This window comes from Micromonospora sp. MH33 (assembly GCF_003013775.1).
GTDB lineage: Bacteria > Actinomycetota > Actinomycetes > Mycobacteriales > Micromonosporaceae > Micromonospora > Micromonospora fulviviridis.
The window spans coordinates 1-21639 of record NZ_MUYZ01000088.1 but is presented as its reverse complement, the minus strand read 5'-3'; the positions used below and the strand labels follow the sequence as shown (position 1 = coordinate 21639).

21 protein-coding genes are annotated in these 21639 nt (G+C 73.3%); 12 read left to right on the top strand and 9 right to left on the bottom strand.

Features of this window, described 5'->3' with window-relative positions:
• A partial coding sequence (locus tag B0E53_RS15930) for a pyrimidine reductase family protein (RefSeq protein ID WP_107076793.1) occupies positions 1-627 on the bottom strand: 627 nt, incomplete at its 3' end.
• A gap of 150 nt (positions 628-777) precedes the next feature.
• Here B0E53_RS15930 and B0E53_RS15925 point away from each other — a divergent pair.
• From B0E53_RS15925 to B0E53_RS15900, 6 genes are all read left to right on the top strand, one after another.
• Positions 778-1323 (top strand): plasmid pRiA4b ORF-3 family protein, encoded by a 546-nt coding sequence (locus B0E53_RS15925; protein ID WP_091311590.1) that lies wholly within the window; start codon positions 778-780, stop codon positions 1321-1323.
• Positions 1324-1575: 252 nt separating this feature from the next.
• A complete protein-coding gene (locus tag B0E53_RS15920) occupies positions 1576-2892 on the top strand; it encodes an extracellular solute-binding protein (protein WP_107076792.1) in 1317 nt (438 codons plus the stop codon).
• Between the two features lie 121 nt (positions 2893-3013).
• Positions 3014-3994: a sugar ABC transporter permease gene (locus B0E53_RS15915; RefSeq protein ID WP_107076791.1), complete on the top strand. Its 981-nt coding sequence runs from the start codon at positions 3014-3016 to the stop codon at positions 3992-3994.
• A 9-nt stretch (positions 3995-4003) separates the two neighbouring features.
• Positions 4004-4900 (top strand): carbohydrate ABC transporter permease, encoded by an 897-nt coding sequence (locus B0E53_RS15910; RefSeq protein ID WP_107076790.1) that lies wholly within the window; start codon positions 4004-4006, stop codon positions 4898-4900.
• Positions 4897-6330, top strand: coding sequence for a GH1 family beta-glucosidase (locus B0E53_RS15905; RefSeq protein ID WP_107076789.1), 1434 nt, complete (start codon positions 4897-4899; stop codon positions 6328-6330). The genes B0E53_RS15910 and B0E53_RS15905 overlap by 4 nt, the downstream gene beginning before the upstream one ends.
• 81 nt (positions 6331-6411) lie before the next feature.
• Complete coding sequence (locus B0E53_RS15900) at positions 6412-7458, top strand: LacI family DNA-binding transcriptional regulator (RefSeq protein WP_107076788.1); 1047 nt, start codon at positions 6412-6414, stop codon at positions 7456-7458.
• 13 nt (positions 7459-7471) lie between these two features.
• Here B0E53_RS15900 and B0E53_RS37580 read toward each other — a convergent pair whose 3' ends face one another.
• Both B0E53_RS37580 and B0E53_RS15895 read right to left on the bottom strand, forming a co-directional pair.
• The gene (locus tag B0E53_RS37580) at positions 7472-7636 is read right to left on the bottom strand and encodes a hypothetical protein (protein ID WP_168215331.1); all 165 of its coding nucleotides are present in this window, start codon (positions 7634-7636) and stop codon (positions 7472-7474) included.
• Complete coding sequence (locus tag B0E53_RS15895) at positions 7636-8709, bottom strand: phosphotransferase family protein (RefSeq protein ID WP_107076787.1); 1074 nt, start codon at positions 8707-8709, stop codon at positions 7636-7638. Before B0E53_RS15895 ends, B0E53_RS37580 begins: the two co-directional genes overlap by 1 nt.
• A 149-nt stretch (positions 8710-8858) precedes the next feature.
• On the opposite strand from B0E53_RS15895, the gene B0E53_RS15890 reads away from it, so the two are divergent.
• Together B0E53_RS15890 and B0E53_RS38675 are read left to right on the top strand one after the other, a co-directional pair.
• Entirely contained in the window at positions 8859-9563 is a 705-nt protein-coding gene (locus tag B0E53_RS15890) for an amino acid-binding protein (RefSeq protein ID WP_107076786.1), read from the top strand.
• 489 nt (positions 9564-10052) lie between these two features.
• Entirely contained in the window at positions 10053-10628 is a 576-nt protein-coding gene (locus B0E53_RS38675) for a GNAT family N-acetyltransferase (protein WP_246835429.1), read from the top strand.
• A 190-nt stretch (positions 10629-10818) separates the two neighbouring features.
• Here the strand turns inward: B0E53_RS38675 and B0E53_RS15880 are convergent, their stop codons facing one another.
• The 3 genes from B0E53_RS15880 to B0E53_RS15870 all read right to left on the bottom strand — a co-directional run bounded on the left by B0E53_RS15880 (position 10819) and on the right by B0E53_RS15870 (position 14066).
• A complete protein-coding gene (locus B0E53_RS15880) occupies positions 10819-12384 on the bottom strand; it encodes an aldehyde dehydrogenase family protein (protein WP_107076785.1) in 1566 nt (521 codons plus the stop codon).
• Positions 12385-12661: 277 nt separating this feature from the next.
• Positions 12662-13186, bottom strand: coding sequence for an isochorismatase family protein (locus B0E53_RS15875; RefSeq protein WP_107076784.1), 525 nt, complete (start codon positions 13184-13186; stop codon positions 12662-12664).
• A gap of 100 nt (positions 13187-13286) precedes the next feature.
• The gene (locus B0E53_RS15870) at positions 13287-14066 is read right to left on the bottom strand and encodes an LPXTG cell wall anchor domain-containing protein (protein ID WP_107076783.1); all 780 of its coding nucleotides are present in this window, start codon (positions 14064-14066) and stop codon (positions 13287-13289) included.
• 370 nt (positions 14067-14436) lie between these two features.
• On the opposite strand from B0E53_RS15870, the gene B0E53_RS15865 reads away from it, so the two are divergent.
• The 3 genes from B0E53_RS15865 to B0E53_RS15855 all read left to right on the top strand — a co-directional run bounded on the left by B0E53_RS15865 (position 14437) and on the right by B0E53_RS15855 (position 18963).
• Positions 14437-17304 (top strand): glycoside hydrolase family 9 protein, encoded by a 2868-nt coding sequence (locus B0E53_RS15865; protein ID WP_107076782.1) that lies wholly within the window; start codon positions 14437-14439, stop codon positions 17302-17304.
• Between the two features lie 119 nt (positions 17305-17423).
• Positions 17424-18377 (top strand): DUF559 domain-containing protein, encoded by a 954-nt coding sequence (locus tag B0E53_RS15860; protein WP_107076781.1) that lies wholly within the window; start codon positions 17424-17426, stop codon positions 18375-18377.
• Between the two features lie 70 nt (positions 18378-18447).
• On the top strand, positions 18448-18963 hold the full coding sequence (locus B0E53_RS15855) for a DUF488 domain-containing protein (protein ID WP_246835428.1): 516 nt from the start codon (positions 18448-18450) through the stop codon (positions 18961-18963).
• A gap of 152 nt (positions 18964-19115) precedes the next feature.
• Here the strand turns inward: B0E53_RS15855 and B0E53_RS15850 are convergent, their stop codons facing one another.
• Genes B0E53_RS15850 through bioB form a run of 3 tightly spaced genes read right to left on the bottom strand, consistent with a single transcriptional unit; the run spans position 19116 to position 20851 of the window.
• Positions 19116-19622: a GNAT family protein gene (locus tag B0E53_RS15850; protein WP_107076779.1), complete on the bottom strand. Its 507-nt coding sequence runs from the start codon at positions 19620-19622 to the stop codon at positions 19116-19118.
• A 1-nt stretch (position 19623) separates the two neighbouring features.
• Positions 19624-19848: a hypothetical protein gene (locus tag B0E53_RS15845; protein ID WP_107076778.1), complete on the bottom strand. Its 225-nt coding sequence runs from the start codon at positions 19846-19848 to the stop codon at positions 19624-19626.
• Between the two features lie 7 nt (positions 19849-19855).
• Positions 19856-20851 (bottom strand): biotin synthase BioB, encoded by a 996-nt coding sequence (gene bioB, locus B0E53_RS15840; protein ID WP_107076777.1) that lies wholly within the window; start codon positions 20849-20851, stop codon positions 19856-19858.
• Between the two features lie 169 nt (positions 20852-21020).
• On the opposite strand from bioB, the gene B0E53_RS15835 reads away from it, so the two are divergent.
• Positions 21021-21639 (top strand): aminotransferase class I/II-fold pyridoxal phosphate-dependent enzyme (locus tag B0E53_RS15835; protein ID WP_146167681.1); only part of this gene is annotated, 619 nt, incomplete at its 3' end.

Below are 21639 nucleotides of genomic sequence, written 5' to 3'. Positions count from 1 at the left end.
GAGCAGCGGCGCGACGGTCAGGCAGAGCTCGTCCACCAGGTCGGCCGCGGTGAGCGCGCCGAACAGCCGCGGCCCGCCCTCGCAGAGGAGCTGGCCCAGCCCGCGCCGGCGCAGCTCGGCCAGGCCGGCGGCCAGGTCGACCCGCTCCCCGCCGCAGCGGACGAGGTCGGCAACCTCGGTGAGCCCGGGCGGCGGCTCGGCGGTCGTGCCGGTGAGCACCAGCGGCCGGACCGGCGCGTCGGCGAAGCACGCCTGGGCCGGGTCGAGGTCCAGCGAGCCGGAGACGACCACGAGGGTCGGGTATTCGGCCAGGCCCTGCCCGCGGCGCCAGGCCCGGCGCGCCTCGCCGAGCCGGACGGCCCGGTAGCCCTCGTGGCGCAGCGTGCCGGCGGCCACCACGAGTCCGTCGCAGAGCATCCGCAGCAGCCCGAAGACCCGCTTGTCCGGCTCGCCGGAGAGCCCGGCGGAGTAGCCGTCCAGGGTGACCGCGCCGTCGGCGCTGGCCACGAAGTTCACCCGCAGGTGGGGGTGCGGGGCGCGGCCGTAGAGCGTGGTCAGTTCCGGGTCGGTCAGCGGCCCGGTGACGGGCGCCGGCCAGACCCGTTCGATCGGGGTTCCGACGCTCATTCGCCGGCCGGACCGGTGACCGGCGGGGTGGGTTCGGGGGTACGGTGCTGGCAGTCGCACCACTTCCGGCCTGGACAGTCGTCGTGCCGCCGCTCCCGGCACGCTCGGCAGATCATGTGGGCAGCCTATGCCGAGGAAGGATGGGACAGCATGTCGCGTCAGATCTTCCAGCTGAAGGTCTCCCTCGCCGGGGTACGGCCGCCGGTGTGGCGGCGGGTGCTGGTCCCCGGCGGCTACACCCTGGACCGGCTGCACCGGGTGGTCCAGCACGCGATGGGCTGGCGGGACTGCCACCTGCACTCGTTCGACATCGACGGCCGCCAGTACGGTGAGCCCGATCCGGACGGCGAGCTGGCGCTCCGCGACGAGCTGGACGTCCGGCTGGACGCGGTGGTGGGCAAGGGCGACCGGTTCCGCTACACCTACGACTTCGGCGACTGGTGGGAGCACGACCTGGTGGTCGAGGACGTCTGCGCGGCGGACCCGGACGAGCGCTACCCGGCCTGTGTCGAGGGGGAGCGCGCCTGCCCGCCGGAGGACGTCGGCGGCCCCGCCGGGTACGCCGTCCTGCTGGCCGCGCTGGCCGACCCCGGGCACGCCGAGCACCGGATGATGCGGGAGTGGGCCGGCGCCGGCTTCGAGCCGGACTTCTTCGCCGCCGACCGGGCCACCACCCTGCTGCGTCGCTTCTGCTGACCGGGCCCCGGGGTCGCCCTCCGGGGTCGCCCCGGTCGACGCGGTAACGATCTGGGAACGCTCCCATCGGTCTATTGACACCCCTGACACGTGCCGGCAATCTCATGGGAGCGCTCCCGCGAGTGGCGTGGGTCTCATCCCTGTCCCGCTCCCGGGTCGCCTCCGGCGGCCGCCTCGGCCGATGGCGGCGAGACGCGCCACAGCACCCCCCACCACACAGATATCGCCTCACCACCGAAAGAGGGGTCTCGGATGAGCGTCCCAATCCGTCGTCGGCGGTTCGCGGCCATCGCGCTCGCGTCCGTCGCGGTGCTCGCCACCGCCACCGCCTGCGGCGACGACTCGTCGGACAGCGGCAGCAGCAGCGGCGGCCCGGTGACCCTGGTCGTCGACGTCTTCGGCGACCAGGGCTTCGGCTACGACGAGCTCTACAAGCAGTACGAAGCGGAGCACCCGAACGTCAAGATCCAGGAGCGGGGCAAGGGTCTCGGCCTCGGTGACTACAACACCCGGCTGACCCAGCAGATCACCGCCGGGTCGGGCGCCGGCGACGTGGTGGCCCTGGAAGAGGGCACCATCGTCCAGTTCTACGCCCAGGCCGACAAGTTCGTGAACCTCGCCGACCACGGCGCGAACGACCTCAAGGGCAACTTCCTGCCGTGGAAGTGGGAGCAGGGCACCACCCCGGACGGGAAGGTGCTCGGCCTCGGCACCGACGTCGGCTCGATGGCGCTGTGCTACCGCAGCGACCTGTTCAAGGCCGCCGGCCTGCCCACCGACCGCGAGCAGGTCGGCGCGCTGTGGCCGACCTGGGACCAGTTCATCGCCGCCGGCCAGCGCTTCGCCGCCGCCGACAAGAAGCACAAGTTCGTCGACTCGGCGACCAACTTCTACAACGTGGTGCTGATGCAGACCGCGGGCGCGGGCACCGGCTACACCTACTACGACAAGAGCAACAAGCTGGTCATCGGCGAGAACCCGGACATCAAGTCGGCGTACGACCTCACCACCAAGATGATCGCCGCCGGCCTGTCGAACAACCTGCAGTCCTTCTCCAACGAGTGGAACGCCGGTTTCAAGAACGGCACCTTCGCCACCATCGCCTGCCCCGCCTGGATGACCGGTGTCATCAAGGGCCAGGCCGGTGACGCGGCGGCCGGCAAGTGGGACATCGCCAAGGCGCCCGGCAACGGCGGCAACTGGGGCGGCTCCTTCCTGGCCGTGCCGAAGTCGAGCAAGCACCAGAAGGAGGCCGCCGAGCTGGCCAAGTTCCTGACCAGCGCGAAGGGCCAGACCGAGGCGTTCAAGAAGGTCGGCAACCTGCCCTCCTCGCCGCAGGCGCTGGCCGACCCGGCCGTGGCCGACTCGACCAACGACTACTTCAGCAAGGCCCCGGTCGGCAAGATCTTCGCCGCCGGCGCGACCGAGCTGAAGCCGGTCTACCTCGGTCCGAAGAACAACGCCGTCCGCACCGCCGTGGAGAACAGCCTCCGCGCCGTGGAGCAGGGCAAGACCGCCGAGGAGCAGTGGCAGGCGGCGCTGAAGAACGGTGCGGCCGCCGGTAAGTGATCCGGCCTACCCGCCCGCGGGTGGCGCCGACAGCCCCGCTGTCGGGGCCACCCGCGGTGCCCGGAGAGCCCCGGCGTCGCCCGTGTGGGCGGGTGACGCCGGCCGAGGAGAAGGACTCCCCATGAGCCTCGACCTGCACGCCGCGGCGCCGCCCGACCCCGGACGGTCCCGCGCCGGCCGTCCCGCGCACCGCCGCGCCACCTCGCTGACCCGGCTGGACCTGAGGTACTCGCCCTACCTCTACGTCCTGCCCTTCTTCGTGATCTTCGCCGTGTTCAGCGCGTACCCGATCGCGTACACGGTGTGGATCGCGCTGACCGACCGGTCCCCGCTGAACCCGACGATCTCCTTCGTCGGGCTGGACAACTTCGTCGAACTGATCACCGACGACCCGCAGTTCTGGAACGCGGTGGTGAACACGTTCGGCATGTTCGTGCTCTCCACCGTGCCCCAGCTGATGCTGGCGCTGGTGCTGGCCAACGCGCTGAACCGGAAGCTGCGCGCGCAGACCTTCTTCCGGATGGCCATCGCCATGCCGATCATCACCTCGACCGCCGTGGTCGCGCTGATCTTCTCGATGATCTACGCGAAGGACTTCGGCCTGGTCAACTGGGTGCTCGACACCATCGGCCTGGACCCGATCGACTGGCGCGCGAACCGCTTCGCCTCCTGGTTCGCCATCTCCACCATGGTCGACTGGCGCTGGGTCGGCTACAACGCCCTGATCTACCTGGCCGCCATGCAGTCCATCAGCAAGGACATGTACGAGGCCGCGGCGCTGGACGGCGCGTCCCGGCGCCGGCAGTTCTGGTCGATCACCGTGCCGCAGCTGCGCCCGACGATCATCTTCACGCTGATCATCTCGACCATCGGCGGCCTCCAGCTGTTCACCGAGCCCCTGCTGTTCACCAGCGGCTCGGGCGGTCTCTCCGGCGGCTCGGAGGGGCAGTTCCAGACCATCACGATGTACCTGCTCGACGTCATGAACCAGCGCTTCCGGTGGGGCTACGCCGGCGCGGTCGCGCTCGTGCTCTTCGTGCTCATCGCGTTGATGTCGACGGTCAACTACCTGCTGGCCCGCCGCATCAGCTCCGACAAGTGAGGTGACGAGATGACGACCACCACGCTCCGCCCACCCGCCCGGCCGGGTGTCCCGGTCCGGGCCGCCCACCAGGCCGAGCGGCTCTGGAAGGCCAGCCCGCTCACCTGGTTCGGGCTGGTCCTCGGGGTGCTCCTGTCGCTCTTCCCGTTCTACTGGATGATCGTGATCGCCTCGCGGACCAACGACGCGGCCAACTCCTGGCCGCCGCCGTTCCTGCCCGGCGGCAAGCTCGGCGAGAACATCCAACGGGTGCTCGACAACGGCGACGCCAACATCGTCAAGGGCCTGCTGAACTCGTTCCTGGTCTCCGGGACGATCACCGTCGCCACGGTGTTCTTCGGCTCCCTGGCGGGCTTCGCCTTCGCCAAGCTCCGTTTCCGGGGCAAGAACGCGCTGCTGCTGATCATCCTGGCCTCGATGATGGTGCCCATCCAGCTCGGCGTGCTCCCGCTCTACATCCTGATGGCGAAGCTCGAGTGGCTGAACACCATGCCCTCGGTGACCGTGCCGTTCCTCATCGGCGGCTTCGGGATCTTCATGATGCGCCAGTACGCCGAGCAGGCCGTGCCGAACGAACTGATCGAGGCGGCCCGGGTGGACGGCTGCTCGACCTGGAAGGTGTACTGGCACGTGGTGGCGCCCGCGCTGCGTCCCGCCGCCGCGGTGCTCGGCCTGCTCACCTTCATGGAGCAGTGGAACCAGTTCTTCTGGCCGTTCGTGGTGCTGGCCGACCCGGCCAACCCGACCGTGCAGATCTCCCTCCGTAGCCTCAACACCGCCTATTTCGCCGACAACTCGCAGATCTTCGCCGGTACGTTGATCGCGACCCTGCCCCTGTTCATCGTGTTCATCCTGTTCGGCCGCCAGATCATCGGCGGCATCATGGAAGGCGCCGTCAAGTCGTGAGCAACCCAGCCAGCCCGCCCGCCGTCGGCGTCCTCGACCAGGGCGCGGCACTGACCTTCCCGCCCGGCTTCCTCTGGGGCGCGGCGACCGCCGCGTACCAGATCGAGGGCGCGGCGACCGAGGGCGGCCGCACCCCGTCGATCTGGGACACCTTCAGTCACACCGAGGGGCGGACGGTGGCCGGGCACACCGGTGACGTGGCCTGCGACCACTACCACCGGATGCCCGACGACGTGCGGCTGATGGCCGACCTGGGGCTGAAGTCGTACCGCTTCTCCGTCTCCTGGCCCCGCGTGCAGCCCGGCGGCACCGGGGCGGTCAACCAGGAGGGGATGGACTTCTACCGGCGCCTGGTGGACGAGCTGCTGGGCCACGGGATCGAGCCCTGGCTGACCCTCTACCACTGGGACCTGCCCCAGCCGCTGGAGGACGCGGGCGGCTGGCCGGCCCGGGACACCGCAGCCCGGTTCGCCGACTACGCCCAGTTGGTCGCCGACTCCCTCGGTGACCGGGTGAAGTACTTCACCACCCTCAACGAGCCGTGGTGCTCGGCCTTCCTCGGCTACGGCTCCGGCGTGCACGCGCCGGGCCGCTCGGACGGGGCGGACGCGGTCCGGGCCGGGCACCACCTCATGCTCGGGCACGGGCTCGCCGTGCAGGCGCTGCGGGCCGCCCGGCCGAAGGCGCAGCTCGGCATCACGGTCAACCTCTACCCGGTCACCCCGGCCACCGACTCGCCCGAGGACGCCGACGCCGCCCGCCGCATCGACGGGCTGGCCAACCGGTTCTTCCTCGACCCGGTGCTGCGCGGGGCGTACCCGGCGGACCTGACCGCCGACCTGCGGAAGGTCACCGACTTCGGGCACGTCCGGGACGGCGACCTGGCGGTCATCTCGACCCCGCTGGACCTGGTGGGCGTCAACTACTACAGCCGGCACGTGGTCGCCGCGCCGATCGAGGGCGTCGAGCGGGAGGCCTACTGGCGGGCGCCGTCCTGCTGGCCGGGCAGCGAGGACGTCCGGTTCGTCACCCGGGGTGTCCCGGTGACCGACATGGACTGGGAGATCGACGCCCCGGGGCTGGTGGAGACGCTGGAGCGGGTGCACCGGGACTACACCGACCTGCCGCTCTACGTCACCGAGAACGGCTCCGCGTTCGTCGACGCGGTGGTCGACGGCCGGGTCGACGACCCGGACCGGCTGGCGTACTTCGACGCGCACCTGCGCGCCGCGCACGCCGCGATCAGCGCCGGGGTGCCGCTGAAGGGGTACTTCGCCTGGTCGCTGATGGACAACTTCGAGTGGGCGTGGGGCTACACGAAGCGCTTCGGCATGGTCTACGTCGACTACGACAGCCAGGTCCGGATCCCGAAGTCCAGCGCCGGGTGGTACGCCGATGTGATCCGACGGAACGGCCTGGCCGCACAATAGGCTGGGCCAGCCAGTAACGGGCGGCCCGGTGCCGACGCCTCAACAGGTGCCGGGCCGCCCGATGTCGGAGGAGCACAGACGATGACAACGCAGCGCACGCGGTCGCTCGGGCGCCCGACCCTCGACGCGGTCGCGGCCCGCGCCGGCGTGGGCCGCGGCACGGTCTCCCGCGTGGTCAACGGCTCGCCGCAGGTGAGCCCGGAGGCCCGGGCCGCCGTCCAGGCGGCCATCGCCGAGCTGGGGTACGTGCCCAACCGGGCGGCCCGGGCGCTGGTCACCCAGCGGACCGACTCGGTGGCGCTGGTGGTCTCCGAGTCGGGGGAGCGGGTCTTCACCGAGCCGTTCTTCGCCGGCATCGTCCGGGGCGTCAGCTCCGCGCTGCTGGAGACCCCGATGCAGCTCTGGCTGGCCATGGCGCAGTCCCAGATCGAGCGGGAACGGGTCGAGCACCACCTGACCAACCAACACGTGGACGGCGTGCTGCTGCTCTCGCTGCACGACGCGGACCCGCTGCCCACCCTGCTGGAGGAGCGCGGCCTGCCCACCGTGCTCGGCGGCCGGCCAGCCCGGATGCTGCACCCCAACGCCCAGCCGGCCTGGTTCGTCGACGTGGACAACGTCGGCGGCGCCCGGCAGGCGGTGGAGCACCTCTTCGCCCGCGGCCGGCGGCGGGTCGCCACCATCGCCGGCCCCCAGGACATGGGCGCCGGCCTGGCCCGCCTGTCCGGCTACAAGGAGGCGGTCCGGGCCGCGGGCGGGAACGTCAACCCGGACCTGGTCGCGTACGGGGACTTCAGCGAGGGCAGCGGCACGGCCTGCATGCGCCGGCTGCTGGAGGTCTGCCCGGACCTGGACGCGGTCTTCGTCGCCTCCGACCTGATGGCCTTCGGGGCCCTCCGCGCGTTGCGCGAGGCCGGCCGCCGGGTGCCCGAGGACGTGGCGGTGATCGGCTTCGACGACGCCCCCATCGCCCGGCAGGCCGAGCCGCCGCTCACCACGGTCTTCCAGCCGGTGGAGGAGATGGGCCGGCAGATGGCCCGGCTGCTCGTCTCGCGGATCCGCGGCGAGGAACTGCCCAGCCCGCACGTGCTGCTGGACACCAAGCTCATCCACCGGGCCTCCGCCTGACCCCCGGCCGGGGTCAGGACCCGCGGCGCGGCTCCCGCTTGGCGAGCGACGACCGGTGCACCTCGTCGGGGCCGTCGGCCAGGCGGAGGGTCCGGGCCCGCGCCCAGACCCACTCGGTGGGGAACGCCTCGACCCGCTCGCGCACCTCGACCGTCCGGGCGTCGTACGGGAAATCCATCACTTCTGCGTGACCGCGCACAGGCCGTGTTCGACCAGCGGCGCCACCATCTCGCCGATCCGGTCGAAGCCCCCGCCGAGCGTCTGCCCGAGGGCGTGCCGGTAGTGGATGCCCTCGCAGATCACCGCGAGCTTGAAGCAGCCGAGCGCCACGTGCCAGTGCAGCGGCCCGACGTCGACGTCGCTGCGGCCGGCGTACCGGTCGATGAGTTCGGCGCCGGTGGGGAAGCCGGCCCGCGGGCCGATGCCGTCGGCGACCGGGTTGCCCTCGGCGCTGTCGCTGTCGCCCAGCACGTCCCAGTAGGTCAGCAGCAGCCCCAGGTCGGCGAGCGGGTCGCCGAGGGTGGCCATCTCCCAGTCGAGCACCGCCCGTACCGCCACCGGCTCGACCGTGGCGAGCAGGTTGTCCAGCCGGTAGTCGCCGTGCACGATCCGGCCGGTGTTCGCGTCCTCGGGCACGCTGCCGGCGAGCGCGTCGCGTAGCTCGTCGATGCCGGGCAGCGGGCGGCTGCGGGAGCGGTCGAGCTGGCCGGACCAGCGGCGGACCTGGCGGGCCAGGTAGCCCTCGGGGCGGCCGAAGTCGGCCAGCCCGACCGCGGCCGGCTCGACCATGTGCAGCTCGGCGAGGGTGTCCATCATCGCCCTGGCCAGGTCGCGCCGCTGGCCGGCGGTGAGCGCGTCGGTCTGCTCCCGGCGCCGGTAGACCTCGCCGTCGACCTTCTCCATCAGGTAGAACGGCGCGCCGGTCACGTCGGGGTCGGGGCAGAGCAGCAGCGCCGCGGGGACCGGCACCGCGGTGGGGGCGAGCGCGGAGATCACCCGGTACTCCCGGGCCATGTCGTGCGCGGTGGCCAGCACGTGCCCGAGTGGCGGCCGGCGCAGCACCACCTCGCGGTCGGCGGTGCGCAGCAGGTAGGTCAGGTTGGACTTGCCCCCGGCGATCAGCCGCGCCGACAGCGGCCCGGCCAGCTCCGGCCGGTGCGCGGCCAGATACGCGGCCAGCCGGTCGAGGTCGAGCCCGCGCGGGGCCGAACCGGTCGGGGTCCGCGGTGCGTCGACGGCCGGATCGGTCATCCGGTTAGTTGATGGCAGCTCAGCTTTGTTGTCAAGGCGGGATGTTCCCGGCGGGACATGCCGCTGCAACGGGGGCGAAATGGTCAACCGGCAGGCTGGGGTCCAGCCTGCCGGCCGCCGCGGCCGGCCCGCCGAGCGGAGGACCAGACATGCTGCTGAGAGTTCGGGTGACGCTGCCGGACCGACCGGGCACGCTCGGCCAGGTGGCCCGGACGCTCGGCGTCTCCGGCGCCGACATCGTCCAGGTGGTGGTGCTGGAGCGGCTCGGCGGCCGGGCGGTCGACGACTTCACCGTGGTCTGGCCGGGCGCGGCCCGGGTGGAGCGCCTGCTCGCCGGCCTGGCCGCGATCCCCGGCGTCCGGGTGGACGGGGTGTGGCGGGCGATCGGCGCGCCGACCACCACGGGCCAGGACGCCGAGCTGCTCGCCCAGGTCGCGGCGAACCCGATCGACGGGGTGGCCACCCTGGTCGACGCGGTGCCCGGGCTGCTCGCCGCGGACTGGGCGGTGGCCGCCGTGGTGCCGCTGGACTGGGCCGCGCGCAGCGGCGACGCCGGCGAGCCGACGGTCGGGCACGCGAGCTGGCGCGCCCCGGTCCCGCCGCGGCTGCCGGAGGTCACCCCGCTGCGGGCCCGGGCGATGACCACGCCGGACGGGCACCACTACGCGGTCGCGCCGTTCGGCCGGGCCGGCCTGGTGCTGGTGGTGGCGCGCGACCACAGCGAGTCGCTCGCCGCGGCCGCGTTCCACTCCACCGAGGTGGACCGGCTCGCCCAGCTGGTCCGGGCCGGCGCGGTGATCCTCGGCGACCGGCTGGACCTGGTCGGCGCCCCGCCCGTGACCACCATCACCTGACCGGTCCCGCCGTTTCACCCGGGGGCAACGGGGGCGCAACAGGCGGCCGGCAGGGTCGACGGTGAGGAAGGGAGCGAACCATGGCGCTGTGGCGGATCCGTGCCACCGTGGACGACCGGCCGGGCTACCTGTCGGTGCTCACGGCGAGCCTCGCGTTGCGCGGGGTCAACATCCTCACCGTGCAGGTGCACACCACCGAGGTGGGGGCGGTCGACGACTTCCTGGTCGACGCGCCCGACCGGCTCACCGAGGCCGACCTGCGGGCGGCCGTCGAACGGGGGCGCGGCCGGAACTGCTGGGTGGCGCGCAGCGAGGCGCGCGGGCTGGCCGACCAGCCCACCCGGGTGCTCGGCCTGGCCGGCCGGCTGGTCCGGGACCCGGACGCGGCCGGCGAGACCCTGCGCGTGCTGCTCGGCGCGGACGCGGTGACCTGGCGGCCGACGGCGGCCGCTCCGCTCGGCGCAGGCCCTGGTCGAGCTGGCCGCCACGGTGGCCCGCCGGGACGCCGACCGGGTCACCCTGGTGCTGCCCGACGCGGCCGAGGTGCTGGTCCGGCCGGCCGCCGCCGACGACCTCGCGGGCGTGCTGGAGCTGCACGCGGAGTGCTCGGACCGGAGCCGGCAGCGGCGCTACCTGAGCGGGGCGGGGCAGCCGGCGCCGGCCCGGCTGCGCCGGCTGCTCGAACCGGCCCGGGGACTGACCCTGGTCGCCACGGACGGCGCCGGCGGGGCGGCGGCACCGGTCGTGGCGATGGCCAACCTGCTCGGCGAGGGGGACGAGGCGGAGGCGGCGCTGCTGGTGCGGGACGACTGGCAGCGCCGGGGCCTCGGTTCGGCCCTGCTGCGGCGCGTGTTCGGGCACGCCGACCGGGCCGGCTACGCCGCCGTGCTGCTGCACGTGCAGGCCGAGAACACCCCGATGCTGCGCACCGTACGCGGGCTGAACCGGCCCACGTCGGTGGAGCGGGACGGCAGCGTGCTGACCGTCACGGTGCCGCTGGCCCCCCGCCGGGCCGTGCTGCCCCGGCAGGCCGACGTGACCGCGCGGTCGCGGCGGTCGTACTGACTCCACGGTGGCGCGTCGCGCCGCGTCCCGGGCCGCAACGGCGCGGCACGGGACCACGGCCGGCGGGCGACCGCGCACCGGCGCCGGATCTCCGGCGCCATCTGGGCCGACCTCCGGTGCGGGGGACGGTGACACGGCAGGGCCCCCGATGCGGGGGCCCTGTCCGTGTCCCGGGCCCGGTCGGCGTGGTTCAGGTCGCCGGGTAGCTGCTGTAGTCGGGGAAGTTGCCGTAGAGCCGGCCGTCGCCGCCCACGGTGACCGCCTGCACCAGCAGGTCGCCGCCCACGAAGGCGCCCTTCCAGGATGCGCCCCGGCCGCCGAACGGCTCCTCCCGGTCGCCGCGGGAGCGGGGCTTGTTGATGCCCACCTTGAACGCCTGGAGGTCGACCGCGAGCTTGCCGGCCAGTTCCTCGTCGTCGCAGGCCAGGGAGGCGACCAGCGCGCCGTTGGAGGCGTTCATCTGGGCCAGCAGCTCGTCGGTGGTGTCCACCACGACGATGGTGTCCACCGGGCCGAACGGCTCGGCGTGCATCAGCCGGGACCGCCCGGGCGGGGCGAGCAGCACCGCAGGCGCCACGTACGCGGAGGTGTCCTGCCCGTCGAGGAAGGGCGCGCCGTCGAGCTTGCCCCGGTGCAGCGGCACCGCGCCGCCGCGGACGGCCTCGTCGACCTTGCGGCGCAGTTCCTCGGCCTTGGCCGCGCTGATCAGCGGGCCGAAGTCCAGCTCGGGCAGCGGGTCCCCGGCCGACCAGTCGTCGCCGACGGCGAGCGGGTGTCCGAACCGGACGGAGCGCACCACCGGCAGGTACACGTCGAGGAACTCGTCGACCAGGTCGCGCTGCACCACGAACCGCGGGTACGCGGTGCAGCGCTGCTTGCCGTACTCGAAGCCCTTCTTCAGGTGCGCGGCGAGCAGGTCCCACTGGGAGAAGTTCCAGATGCCCCAGGCGTTGAGGCCCTCCTGCTCGATGAAGTGCCGCTTGTCGGAGTCGAGCAGCGCCGCGGCCACCTTGCCGCCGTTGGAGCGGCCGCCGACGAACGCGACCGCGCCGATCTCCGGGGCGCGGACCAGGACCTCGGAGAGCTCCTCGCCGCTGCCGGAGAGCAGGGTGGCGGGCAGCCCGGCGCGGCGCATCAGCGCGTGCGCCACGGTGAGGCAGACCGCCCCACCCTGGGACGGGGTCTTGGCGATCACCGCGTTGCCGGCGAGCAGCTGCACCAGCTCGGCGTGGACGAGCACGCTCATGGGGTAGTTCCAGGAGGCGATGTTGCTGACCGGGCCCGGGAGCGGCTCACGGCCGTCGGCGAGCATCCGGTCGATCTCCTGCACGTACCACCGGACGCCGTCCAGCGCGCGGTCGACGTCGGCGCAGGCCAGCCGCCACGGCTTGCCGATCTCCCAGACCAGCAGCATGGCGAGCAGGTCGCGGTGGGCGGTGAGCGCGTCCAGGGCGTCGTCGACCCGGGCCTTGCGCTCGGCGAGCGGGGTCCGGGCCCACTCCCGGTGTGCGGCGGCGGCGTGCGCGACCGCGCCGCGCGCCGACTCGGCGTCGAGGCGGGCCAGGTTGACGAGCACGGTGTTGTCGACCGGGGTGCGTACCGGGCTCGGCGTGCCGACCGCCCGCCATCCGCCCTCGACGAGGTTGTGCAGGGTGGCGGCGCCGTCGGGCGTGGTGCCGAAGGCTTCCGGCGCGGCGGCCACCGCGCGGGCGAGGGTGTCGGACCAGGAGGTGCCGTCGGCGAGTCTGAGAGCCATCGCGATCTCCTCAGGGTTGTCCGGGGGAGCGGCGGCGTCGATGGCACCGCTGGTGTCGCGTACTGTCCCGCGTGGCCGAGCGCGCGGGCAACCGTACGCTCGTATGCCAGGACACCGGGTCCGCCGCCGGCGCCCGCCGCGACACGTCGCGGCCCGACCGTCACCGGCTTGACCTGTGGGTACGCGGGAAGCATATAGAAGTTGATCGATTATGTGATCCAGCTCCGGGCGACGTCGACCGGGTTACCCGTCAGTACGGATCAATCCCTCGCCCGGTTCAACCACGCAGCGCGGCGATCGCCTCCGCGGTCGTGCAGACCGTGCCGAGCCGGCGGAAGACGTAGTCGACCGCGAACTCGTGGGCGTACGCGTCCAACCCGGACATCGCGTCGTGCGGCAGCACCACCCGGTAGCCGATCTCGTCGCCGATCCGGGCCGTCTGCTCCACGCCGAAGTTGGTGACCAGCCCGCCGATCACCAGGGTGTCCACCCCGCGTGCCCGCAGGGCGGCGTCGAGCCCGGTCTCGTGGAAGGCGCCCCAGGTGTGCTTGACGATCGCCAGGTCGCCCTCGCGGGGCGCCACTTCGGGGAGCAGTTCGCTCCCGGTCGGCTGCGGATCGGGGCCGGGCCGGTCGACGCGGACCACCACCACGGTGGCCCCGGTGGCGCGGGCGGCCCCGGCGAGGGCGAGGCAGCGCTCGACCACCTCGGGGCCGGTGTGCGGGGCGGTCGGCTGGTCCACGATGCGACGCTGGAGGTCGATCAGGACGACGGCGGTACGGGTCGGGTCGAGGGCGTCCATTCCAAGATCATATCGAGGGCGGACCGGCGAGGCGGCCCCGGAAAGGCGGAACCGGCCGCCGGACCGAGGTCCGACGGCCGGTTCCGTGCCGGTGTCCGGCTCAGCTGGTGAAGGTGATCTTGTCCCGGCGGCGACGCAGCGCCATCAGGAGGACACCGCCGCCGATCAGGACGAGACCGGTCAGCGAGATGCTGGTGACGGCCACGCCGGTGAGCGGCAGGCCGCCCTCGGTGCCGCTGCCGCCGCCCGCGCCGCCGCTGACCGAGGTGCCCGGCGCCGGGGTGCCCGACGGGTTCTCGGACGGGTTCTCCGAGCCGCCCGGCGTCGGGGTCGGCGTCTCCTCGCCCGGCGTGGTCGGGGTCGGCGTCGGGCTGCCGGTCGGCGACCCGGACGGGGACGGCGACTCCGACGGCGTCGGGGTGCCGGCGCAGGTGTGGCTCAGGTTGAACTTGGTGGCCGTGCCGCTGATGACGGCGCTGCCGTCGACCAGGGTCCAACCCGCCGGGGTGAAGACGTAGGCGTGGATGGTCCGCGGCGCCTTGCCGCCGGTCGAGTAGAAGTAGTCGGGGTAGGCGTCGGAGGCGTCCGGCACCTTGATCTCGACCTGGTTGGTGCCGTCGCTGTAGGTCAGCGTCAGGCTCTCGAAGTTGCCCGACTCCTTGCCGCCCGGCAGGACGAAGTGCCAGCCGTCCTGGTTGCCGGCGAGGTCGTCGAACCGCTCGTCGCCGCACTCCTGCTGGAAACCGGCGGCGGTCTGGTCCTGGTGCGCCGGGTTGAGCGGGGTGGTGCTCGACGCCCACGCCGGACCGGCGAGGGAGAGGAGGGCCGTGGCGGCGGCTGCGGTGAGGGCCGCGCGCGCCACGTGCCGACGCTGTGGCATGAGGAATCCTCCAAGATCGGGAGAGGGGACGGCACATGATCGCATACCGGCACCCCACCGGCGACATCGGACGGTCGGCCTGAGCTGCGACGATGTCCGGCAGTACGACCGAAATCGGGGCCAGATCGAGCCACTTGCGGGGCGTGTCGGCGTAACGCGGAAGGGGTCTTTGGCGCTGTGGCCCGTCCGGGCCCGACGACGGTTGCGCCTTCACAAACCGGCGACGTCGAGATTACATTGTCGATTGTCCATGGGAGCGCTCCCGCGCTTCGGTGGGACCACCCCACCACCACTGCCGCCGGCAGCCCGGACCACCGACGCCGTTCCGTCCGGTCCGGCTGCCGCGCGGCGCCACCCACAGGAGCTCGCCATGCCCCTTCCGACCCCGCCACCCCGTGGTGGCCGGTCCCGGCTCCGCCGGCTGCTCGCCACCGGCGCCGCGCTGGCCGCCGGCCTGGCCGCGACCGTCACCGTCCCACCGCCCGCCCCCGCCGCCGCCGCGCCCGCGTTCAACTACGCAGAGGCGTTGCAGAAGTCGCTGTTCTTCTACGAGGCGCAGCAGTCCGGGAAGAAGCCGGCCTGGAACCGGGTCTCCTGGCGGGGTGACTCGGCGCTCACCGACGGCGCGGACGTCGGCCTCGATCTCACCGGCGGCTGGTACGACGCCGGCGACCACGTGAAGTTCGGCTTCCCGATGGCCTTCAGCGCCACCATGCTGGCCTGGGGCGCGGTCGAGTACCGCGACGGCTACGCCACCTCCGGCCAACTGCCGCACCTGCTGAACAACCTGCGCTGGGTGAACGACTACTTCGTGAAGGCGCACCCCGCCCCCAACGTGCTCTACGGCCAGGTCGGCAAGGGCGACGACGACCACAAGTGGTGGGGACCGGCCGAGGTGCTGCCGATGGCGCGGCCCACGTACAAGATCGATGCGAGCTGTGGTGGCGCGGACCTGGCGGGGGAGACGGCGGCCGCGATGGCCGCCTCGTCGATGGTGTTCCGCCCCACCGACGCCGCCTACGCCGACAAGCTGCTCGGCCACGCGAAGCAGCTCTACACCTTCGCCGACACGGTGCGGAAGAGCTACCACGAGTGCATCACCGACGCGACAAGCTTCTACCGGTCGTGGAGCGGCTACCAGGACGAACTGGTCTGGGGCGCGGTCTGGCTCCACCGGGCCACCGGCGACGCCGCCTACCTGACCAAGGCGGAGAGCGAGTACGACAAGCTCGGCACCGAGCCGCAGTCCACCACCCGCTCCTACAAGTGGACCCTCGCCTGGGACAACAAGCAGTTCGGCACGTACGTGCTGCTGGCCAACCTGACCGGCAAGCAGAAGTACGTCGACGACGCCAACCGCTGGCTCGACTGGTGGACCGTCGGCGTCAACGGCTCCCGGGTCACCTACTCGCCCGGCGGTGAGGCCGTCCTCGACTCCTGGGGCTCCCTGCGCTACGCCGCCAACACCGCCTTCGCGGCGCTGGTCTACAGCGACCGGACCGGTGACGCCACCCGCAAGGCGCGCTACCACGACTTCGCCGTCCGGCAGATCAACTACGGGCTCGGCGACAACCCGCGCAACTCCAGCTACCTGATCGGCTTCGGGGCCAACTCCCCGAAGAACCCGCACCACCGCACCGCGCACGGCTCCTGGTGGGACAGCCAGACCGTGCCCGCCGAGACCCGGCACGTGCTCTACGGCGCGCTGGTCGGCGGCCCGTCCTCGGCCAACGACGCGTACACCGACAGCCGTTCCGACTACGTCATGAACGAGGTCGCCACCGACTACAACGCCGGCTTCACCTCCGCCCTGGCCCGGCTGGCCTCGGAGTACGGCGGCAGCCCGCTCGCCGGCTTCCCGACCGCCGAGACGCCCGACCTGGACGAGCTGACGGTCGAGACCACGGTGATGCAGGCCGAGACCCGGGCCACCGGACTCAAGGCGATCATCTACAACAAGTCCGCCTTCCCGGCCCGGGCGCTGACCACCGCGAAGTTCCGCTACTACTTCCGCCCCGACGGCACCGGGCCCGTGCAGGTCACCCCCGGCTACACCCAGGGCTGCCCGTCACCCACCACGGCCAGGCAGTTCTCCGGCGACATCTGGTACGTCGAGGTCGACTGCACCGGCTGGACCATCGCGCCCGCCGGGCAGTCGCAGCACCGGATGGAGGTGCAGTTCAAGGTCGGCGTGCCGGAGGGCGGCACCTGGGATCCCACCAACGACCCGTCGTCCCAGGCCACCGCCGGCCCCAACCGGAAGGTGCCCCTCTACGCCGACGGGGCGCGGGTCTGGGGCGAGGAGCCCGGACCGGCCACCCCGGACACCACCGCGCCGACCGTGCCCGGCACCCCGGTCGCCTCGGCCGTCACGGCCACCGGCCTCACCCTGACCTGGCCCGCCTCCACCGACACCGGCGGGAGCGGCCTGGCCGGCTACGAGGTCACCCGCGCCCAGGCCGGCAGCGACGCGCTCGTGCTGACCAACGCCACGACCAACACCCTCGCGGTGACCGGGCTGCTGCCCGAGCGGACGTACCAGTTCACGGTGCGTGCCCGCGACGGCGCCGGCAACCGGTCGGCGGCCTCGCCGGCCCTGACGGTGACCACGCCGGCCACCCCGGCGCCGGACACCACCCCGCCCACCGCCCCGGGCACGCCCACCGCCTCGGCCGTCGGCCCGACCGGGCTCACCCTCGCCTGGGGCCCGGCCACCGACAACGTGGGCGTCACCGGCTACCGGGTCTACCGGTCCGGGAACGTCCTCGTCGGGTCGACCACGGGCACCACCCTGGCGGTCACCGGGCTGACCGCGGCCACCGCGTACACCTTCACCGTGGTCGCGGTGGACGCGGCCGGCAACGTCTCGACGGCCTCGCCGCCGCTCACCGTCCCCACCGCGGACCCGCCGGCCGCCGGCGGCTGCGCGGTGACCTGGACGACGAGCAGCTGGGACACCGGGTTCACCGCGAACATCACCATCACCAATACCGGGACCAGCGGCATCAACGGCTGGACGCTCGCCTTCACCTTCCCGAGCGCCGGGCAGAAGGTGGGCCAGGGCTGGTCGGCGAACTTCACCCAGACCGGCACCGCGGTCACGGCGACGAACGTCTCCTACAACGGCACCCTGGCGCCGGGCGCGTCGACCAGCTTCGGCTTCAACGGCACCCACACCGGCACCAACCCGAGACCCACCACCTTCACGCTCAACGGCTCCCCCTGCACCGCCTCGTAGCGGGTTGCGCTAGTGATCTTGGAGAGTTGTCGTTCGTACGGAACGGCAACTCTCCAAGATTCGTTTGTGGCCTGTGGATGGGGCGGTGAGAAACGCGGGGTGAGGGGAGAGTCGGGTGGGTGAGGGGTCTTTCGAGGGCTGAAGCGGGGGCGCTGGAGTGGGCGGCGTTCGAGCAGGCCGGGGTGGTGACCACGGCGCAGGCGACTCGGCTGCTGAGCGAGGGCACGGTGCGCGGACTGGTGCGCTCCGGACGCTGGCGGTCGCTGTGTCGGGGAATTCTCCTTACCGGCAACGGCCGGCTGACCCGGGACCAGCAGCTGTGGCTCGCTGTGCTGGCTGCCGGACCGGGCGCGGTGCTCGCCGGGGCGACCGCCGCCGGCGAGGCCGGCGTGCGAGGGCTGCGGCCGGAGCCGCTACACCTCCTCATGCCGGCGGAGCGGCGGGCCGGGACAACGCTGCGCGGGCTGCCGATCGACATGCCCGCGGTCCTGGTGCACCGCACGGCGGTGCTGCCCGACGCGCACCTCCAGCGCGCCCGGCCGCCCCGGACGACGACGGCGCGAGCGGTGGTGGACGCCGCCGGCTGGGCCCGCGGAGTCGAGGAGGCGCAGCTCGTGCTGGCGTCGGCCTGCCAGCAGAGGCGGGTGTTGCCGGTGGAACTGGCCGCAGTGCTCGACGTCCTGCCCCGGGTGCCGCGCCGCGGCCTGATCCGAAGTACCGTGGCCGACCTCGCGGGCGGCGCGGAGGCCCTGTCCGAGCTGGACTTCCTCGCGCTGTGCCGGCGGCACCGGCTACCCCGACCAGACCTCCAGCACCACCGCCGGGACGCGGCAGGCCGGCGGCGCTGGCTGGACGCGTACTGGCGGGAGTGGCGGTTGCACGTGGAGGTCGACGGGGCGCACCACATGGACGTTCGGCAGTGGGCCGACGACATGCGCCGGCAGAACGATGTCTGGACCACGGGCGACCGGATCCTCCGCTTCCCCGCCTGGCTGGTCCGCGCCCACCCCGATGAGGTCGCCGCCACCCTCCGCCGCGCCCTCCACGCCGCCGGTTGGCGACGCCAGAAGTGAATCTTGGAAAGTTGGCGTTCGCCACGAACGGTAAGTCGCCAAGATTCGGGGGAACCTGGGGAGCGTGTTGGTGACGGTGGGGCACGGGGCGGTCGACCGGGAGCGGCTGGGTGAGTTGCTGGCCGGCGCCGGCGTGGCGCTCGTCGTGGACGTGCGGCGGTATCCGGCCAGCCGGACCAACCCGGACGTGCGGCGGGAGGAACTCGAAGGCTGGCTGCCGGAGCGGGGGATCGACTACCGCTGGGAGCCTCGCCTCGGCGGCCGTCGGCACGTCCGCGCCGGGGAACCGGAGCCGGACACCTGGTGGACCGTCGCGGCGTTCCGCGCGTACGCCGCGTACACCCGGACGCCGGACTTCGACACGGCGCTGGACGACCTGCTCGTCGACGTGGAACGGCGGACCACGGCGGTGATGTGCAGTGAGAGCGTGTGGTGGCGTTGCCACCGGCGGCTGATCGCCGACGTGGCGGTGCTCGGTCGCGGGGTCCCGGTGGCGCACCTCATGCCCGACGGCCGGCTCACCCCGCACCGCCCCGCCGGGGGCGCCCGCCGCCTCCCCGACGGCCACCTGCTCTGGGACGGCTGACGCGCCACCGCCGGCCGGACGCCGGCTCAGCCGCGCCCGGACGCCGCTCGGGACGCTCCGACGCGCCCGGACGCCGGCTCAGCCGCGGCCGGACGCCGCTCGGGACGCTCCGACGCGCCCGGACGCCGGCTCGGACGCGGCCGGAGGCCGGCTCAGTCGGGGATTTCGTCGGCGAGCAGGTCCATGAGCAGGGCGTCGTGCCAGCGGCCGTCCGCGCCCCGCTCGTAGCGGCGCATGATGCCGACCGGCCGGAACCCGACCTTCGCGTACGCCCGGATGGCCGCGGTGTTCGCCGCCGCCGGGTCGATGGTGAACCGGTGGTGGCCGTACTCGTCGGCCAGGTGCCGGGCCAGGGTGCGGATGGCGTCCCCGCCGAGGCCGGCGCCGCGGACCGCCGGGTCGAGGAAGATGTCCAGGCTGGCGTGGCGGTAGTCGGGGTCGGTCTCGGCGTACCACTGGATCGCGCCGACCAGCCGGCCGTCGTGCTCGATCGCGTAGACGGTCGAGTCCTCGTCGGCCAGGTCGGCGCGGACCGCCTCGGCGAGGTCGTCGTCGCCGCGCCACCAGCGGCGCACCTCCGGGGTGGCCCGGATCGCCGCGAGCGCCGGCACGTCGGCGTCGGTCGCCGGCCGCAACGTCACCGCCCGTCCCCGCAACATGTCAGCCCCGGATCTCGCCGTGCTCGACGCAGACCGCCGACCAGCCGACCGGCAGCACCTGCACCTTCATCCGGCGCCGGCAGTGCGCGCACCAGCGCGGCGGCTCCAGCGCCCGGGCCGCCGCGCACGCCTCGTGCGGGGCCCCGGCCACGGACCCGCCGCAGCGGTCGCACCAGCCCGGCGCCGCGGCGCCGGCGGGCGCCGGGGGCTCGACAAGCTCGGTCACGTCGTCCTCACAGGGTGGCGGAGAGCGCCTTCACCGGCATCTTCAGGTCGTCCAGCAGCTTCAGGTCGTCGGTCGCCGGCCGGCCCAGCGTGGTCAGGTAGTTGCCGACGATGACCGCGTTGATGCCGCCGAGCAGGCCGTCCCGGGTGCCCAGGTCGCCGAGGGTGAGCTCCCGGCCGCCCGCGTACCGGAGGATGGTGCGCGGCATGGCCAGCCGGAACGCGGCGATGGCGCGCAGCGCGTCCTTGCCCTCCACCACCGGCCGGTCGCCCAGTGGGGTGCCCGGGCGGGGATTGAGGAAGTTCAGCGGCACCTCGTGCGGGTCCAGCTCGGCGAGCTGCGCGGCGAACTCGGCGCGCTGCTCCACTGTCTCGCCCAGGCCGAGGATGCCGCCGCAGCAGACCTCCATGCCGGACTCGCGGACCATCTTCAAGGTCTCCCAGCGCTCCTCCCAGGAGTGCGTGGTGACCACGTTCGGGAAGTAGGAGCGGCAGGTCTCCAGGTTGTGGTTGTAGCGGTGCACGCCCATCTCGACCAGCTCGTCGACCTGCTCCTGGCTGAGCATGCCGAGCGAGGCGGCGACCTGGATGTCCACCTCCGCCTTGATGGCGGCCACGCCCTCGCGCATCTGCTTCATGAGCCGCGCGTCCGGACCGCGCACGGCGGCCACGATGCAGAACTCGGTGGCCCCGGTCGCCGCGGTCTGCTTCGCCGCCTCGACCAGCGCCGGGATGTCCAGCCAGACCGAGCGGACCGGCGAGGTGAACAGGCCGGACTGCGAGCAGAAGTGGCAGTCCTCCGGGCAGCCGCCGGTCTTCAGCGAGACGATGCCCTCGACCTCGACCTCCGGGCCGCACCAGCGCATCCGCACCTCGTGGGCGAGCTGGAGGGCGGCGGGCAGGTGCTCGTCGGGCAGGTTCAGCACGGCGAGGACGCCGGCCTCGTCGAGGCCGACACCGTTCTCCAGCACCTGGGTCCGGGCCTGGTCGAGGATCTCTGGCATGGCTCGTACCCTACAAGGCCCCTCTGGGCCCGGGAAACGGCCGCGTCCGGCCCCCTACGAGCAGGCCCGGCGAGCCGGACCACGCCACGCCGTGGCCGTCGGGCCGGGTGGTAACTTCGCCCCGCGGAAGCGCCCGGCGGGGCGACGGGTCGGGGAAAGGGGCGTGACGGTGGCGGACTGGCTGGCGGCCCTGGACCGCCGCGCCGAGCTGCGCGCGAAGGCCGGGCTCACCCGCACGCTGCGCCCGCGCGCCGCCGGCGACGCCGTGGTCGACCTGGCCGGCAACGACTACCTCGGCCTGGCCACCCACCCGGAGGTCACCGCCGCCGCCGGTCGGGCGCTGTCGGCGTACGGGCTGGGCGCCACCGGGTCGCGGCTGGTGCGCGGCTCCACCGAACCGCACCACGCCCTCGAGGACGACCTGGCCGAGTGGCTCGGCACCGACCGGGCGCTGGTCTTCTCCTCCGGCTACCTGGCCAACCTCTCCGCCGTCCGGGGCCTGGTGCGGCCGCGTACGCTGCTCGTCTCCGACGCCCACAACCACGCCTCGCTGATCGACGGCTGCCGGATCTCCGGCGCCGAGACGGTCGTCACGCCGCACGGCGATGTCGACGCGGTGGCCGCCGCGCTGGCCGCCGCCCCGGGTCGCCCGGCGGTGGTGGTGACCGAGTCGGTCTTCTCCGTCGACGGCGACCTCGCCCCGCTGGCCGCGCTGCACGCCGTGGCCCGCCGGCACGGCGCGCTGCTGCTGGTCGACGACGCGCACGCGCTCGGCGTCACCGGCCCGG

Coding starts and splice junctions, on each gene's coding strand:
- B0E53_RS15920 (WP_107076792.1), top strand. CDS start 1,576: ATGAGCGTCCCAATCCGTCGTCGGCGGTTCGCGGCCATCGCGCTCGCG.
- B0E53_RS15890 (WP_107076786.1), top strand. CDS start 8,859: ATGCTGCTGAGAGTTCGGGTGACGCTGCCGGACCGACCGGGCACGCTC.
- B0E53_RS37580 (WP_168215331.1), bottom strand. CDS start 7,636: ATGGATTTCCCGTACGACGCCCGGACGGTCGAGGTGCGCGAGCGGGTC.
- B0E53_RS15910 (WP_107076790.1), top strand. CDS start 4,004: ATGACGACCACCACGCTCCGCCCACCCGCCCGGCCGGGTGTCCCGGTC.
- B0E53_RS15850 (WP_107076779.1), bottom strand. CDS start 19,622: ATGTTGCGGGGACGGGCGGTGACGTTGCGGCCGGCGACCGACGCCGAC.
- B0E53_RS15900 (WP_107076788.1), top strand. CDS start 6,412: ATGACAACGCAGCGCACGCGGTCGCTCGGGCGCCCGACCCTCGACGCG.
- B0E53_RS15880 (WP_107076785.1), bottom strand. CDS start 12,384: ATGGCTCTCAGACTCGCCGACGGCACCTCCTGGTCCGACACCCTCGCC.
- B0E53_RS15865 (WP_107076782.1), top strand. CDS start 14,437: ATGCCCCTTCCGACCCCGCCACCCCGTGGTGGCCGGTCCCGGCTCCGC.
- bioB (WP_107076777.1), bottom strand. CDS start 20,851: ATGCCAGAGATCCTCGACCAGGCCCGGACCCAGGTGCTGGAGAACGGT.
- B0E53_RS15925 (WP_091311590.1), top strand. CDS start 778: ATGTCGCGTCAGATCTTCCAGCTGAAGGTCTCCCTCGCCGGGGTACGG.
- B0E53_RS15875 (WP_107076784.1), bottom strand. CDS start 13,186: ATGGACGCCCTCGACCCGACCCGTACCGCCGTCGTCCTGATCGACCTC.
- B0E53_RS15870 (WP_107076783.1), bottom strand. CDS start 14,066: ATGCCACAGCGTCGGCACGTGGCGCGCGCGGCCCTCACCGCAGCCGCC.
- B0E53_RS15915 (WP_107076791.1), top strand. CDS start 3,014: ATGAGCCTCGACCTGCACGCCGCGGCGCCGCCCGACCCCGGACGGTCC.
- B0E53_RS15895 (WP_107076787.1), bottom strand. CDS start 8,709: ATGACCGATCCGGCCGTCGACGCACCGCGGACCCCGACCGGTTCGGCC.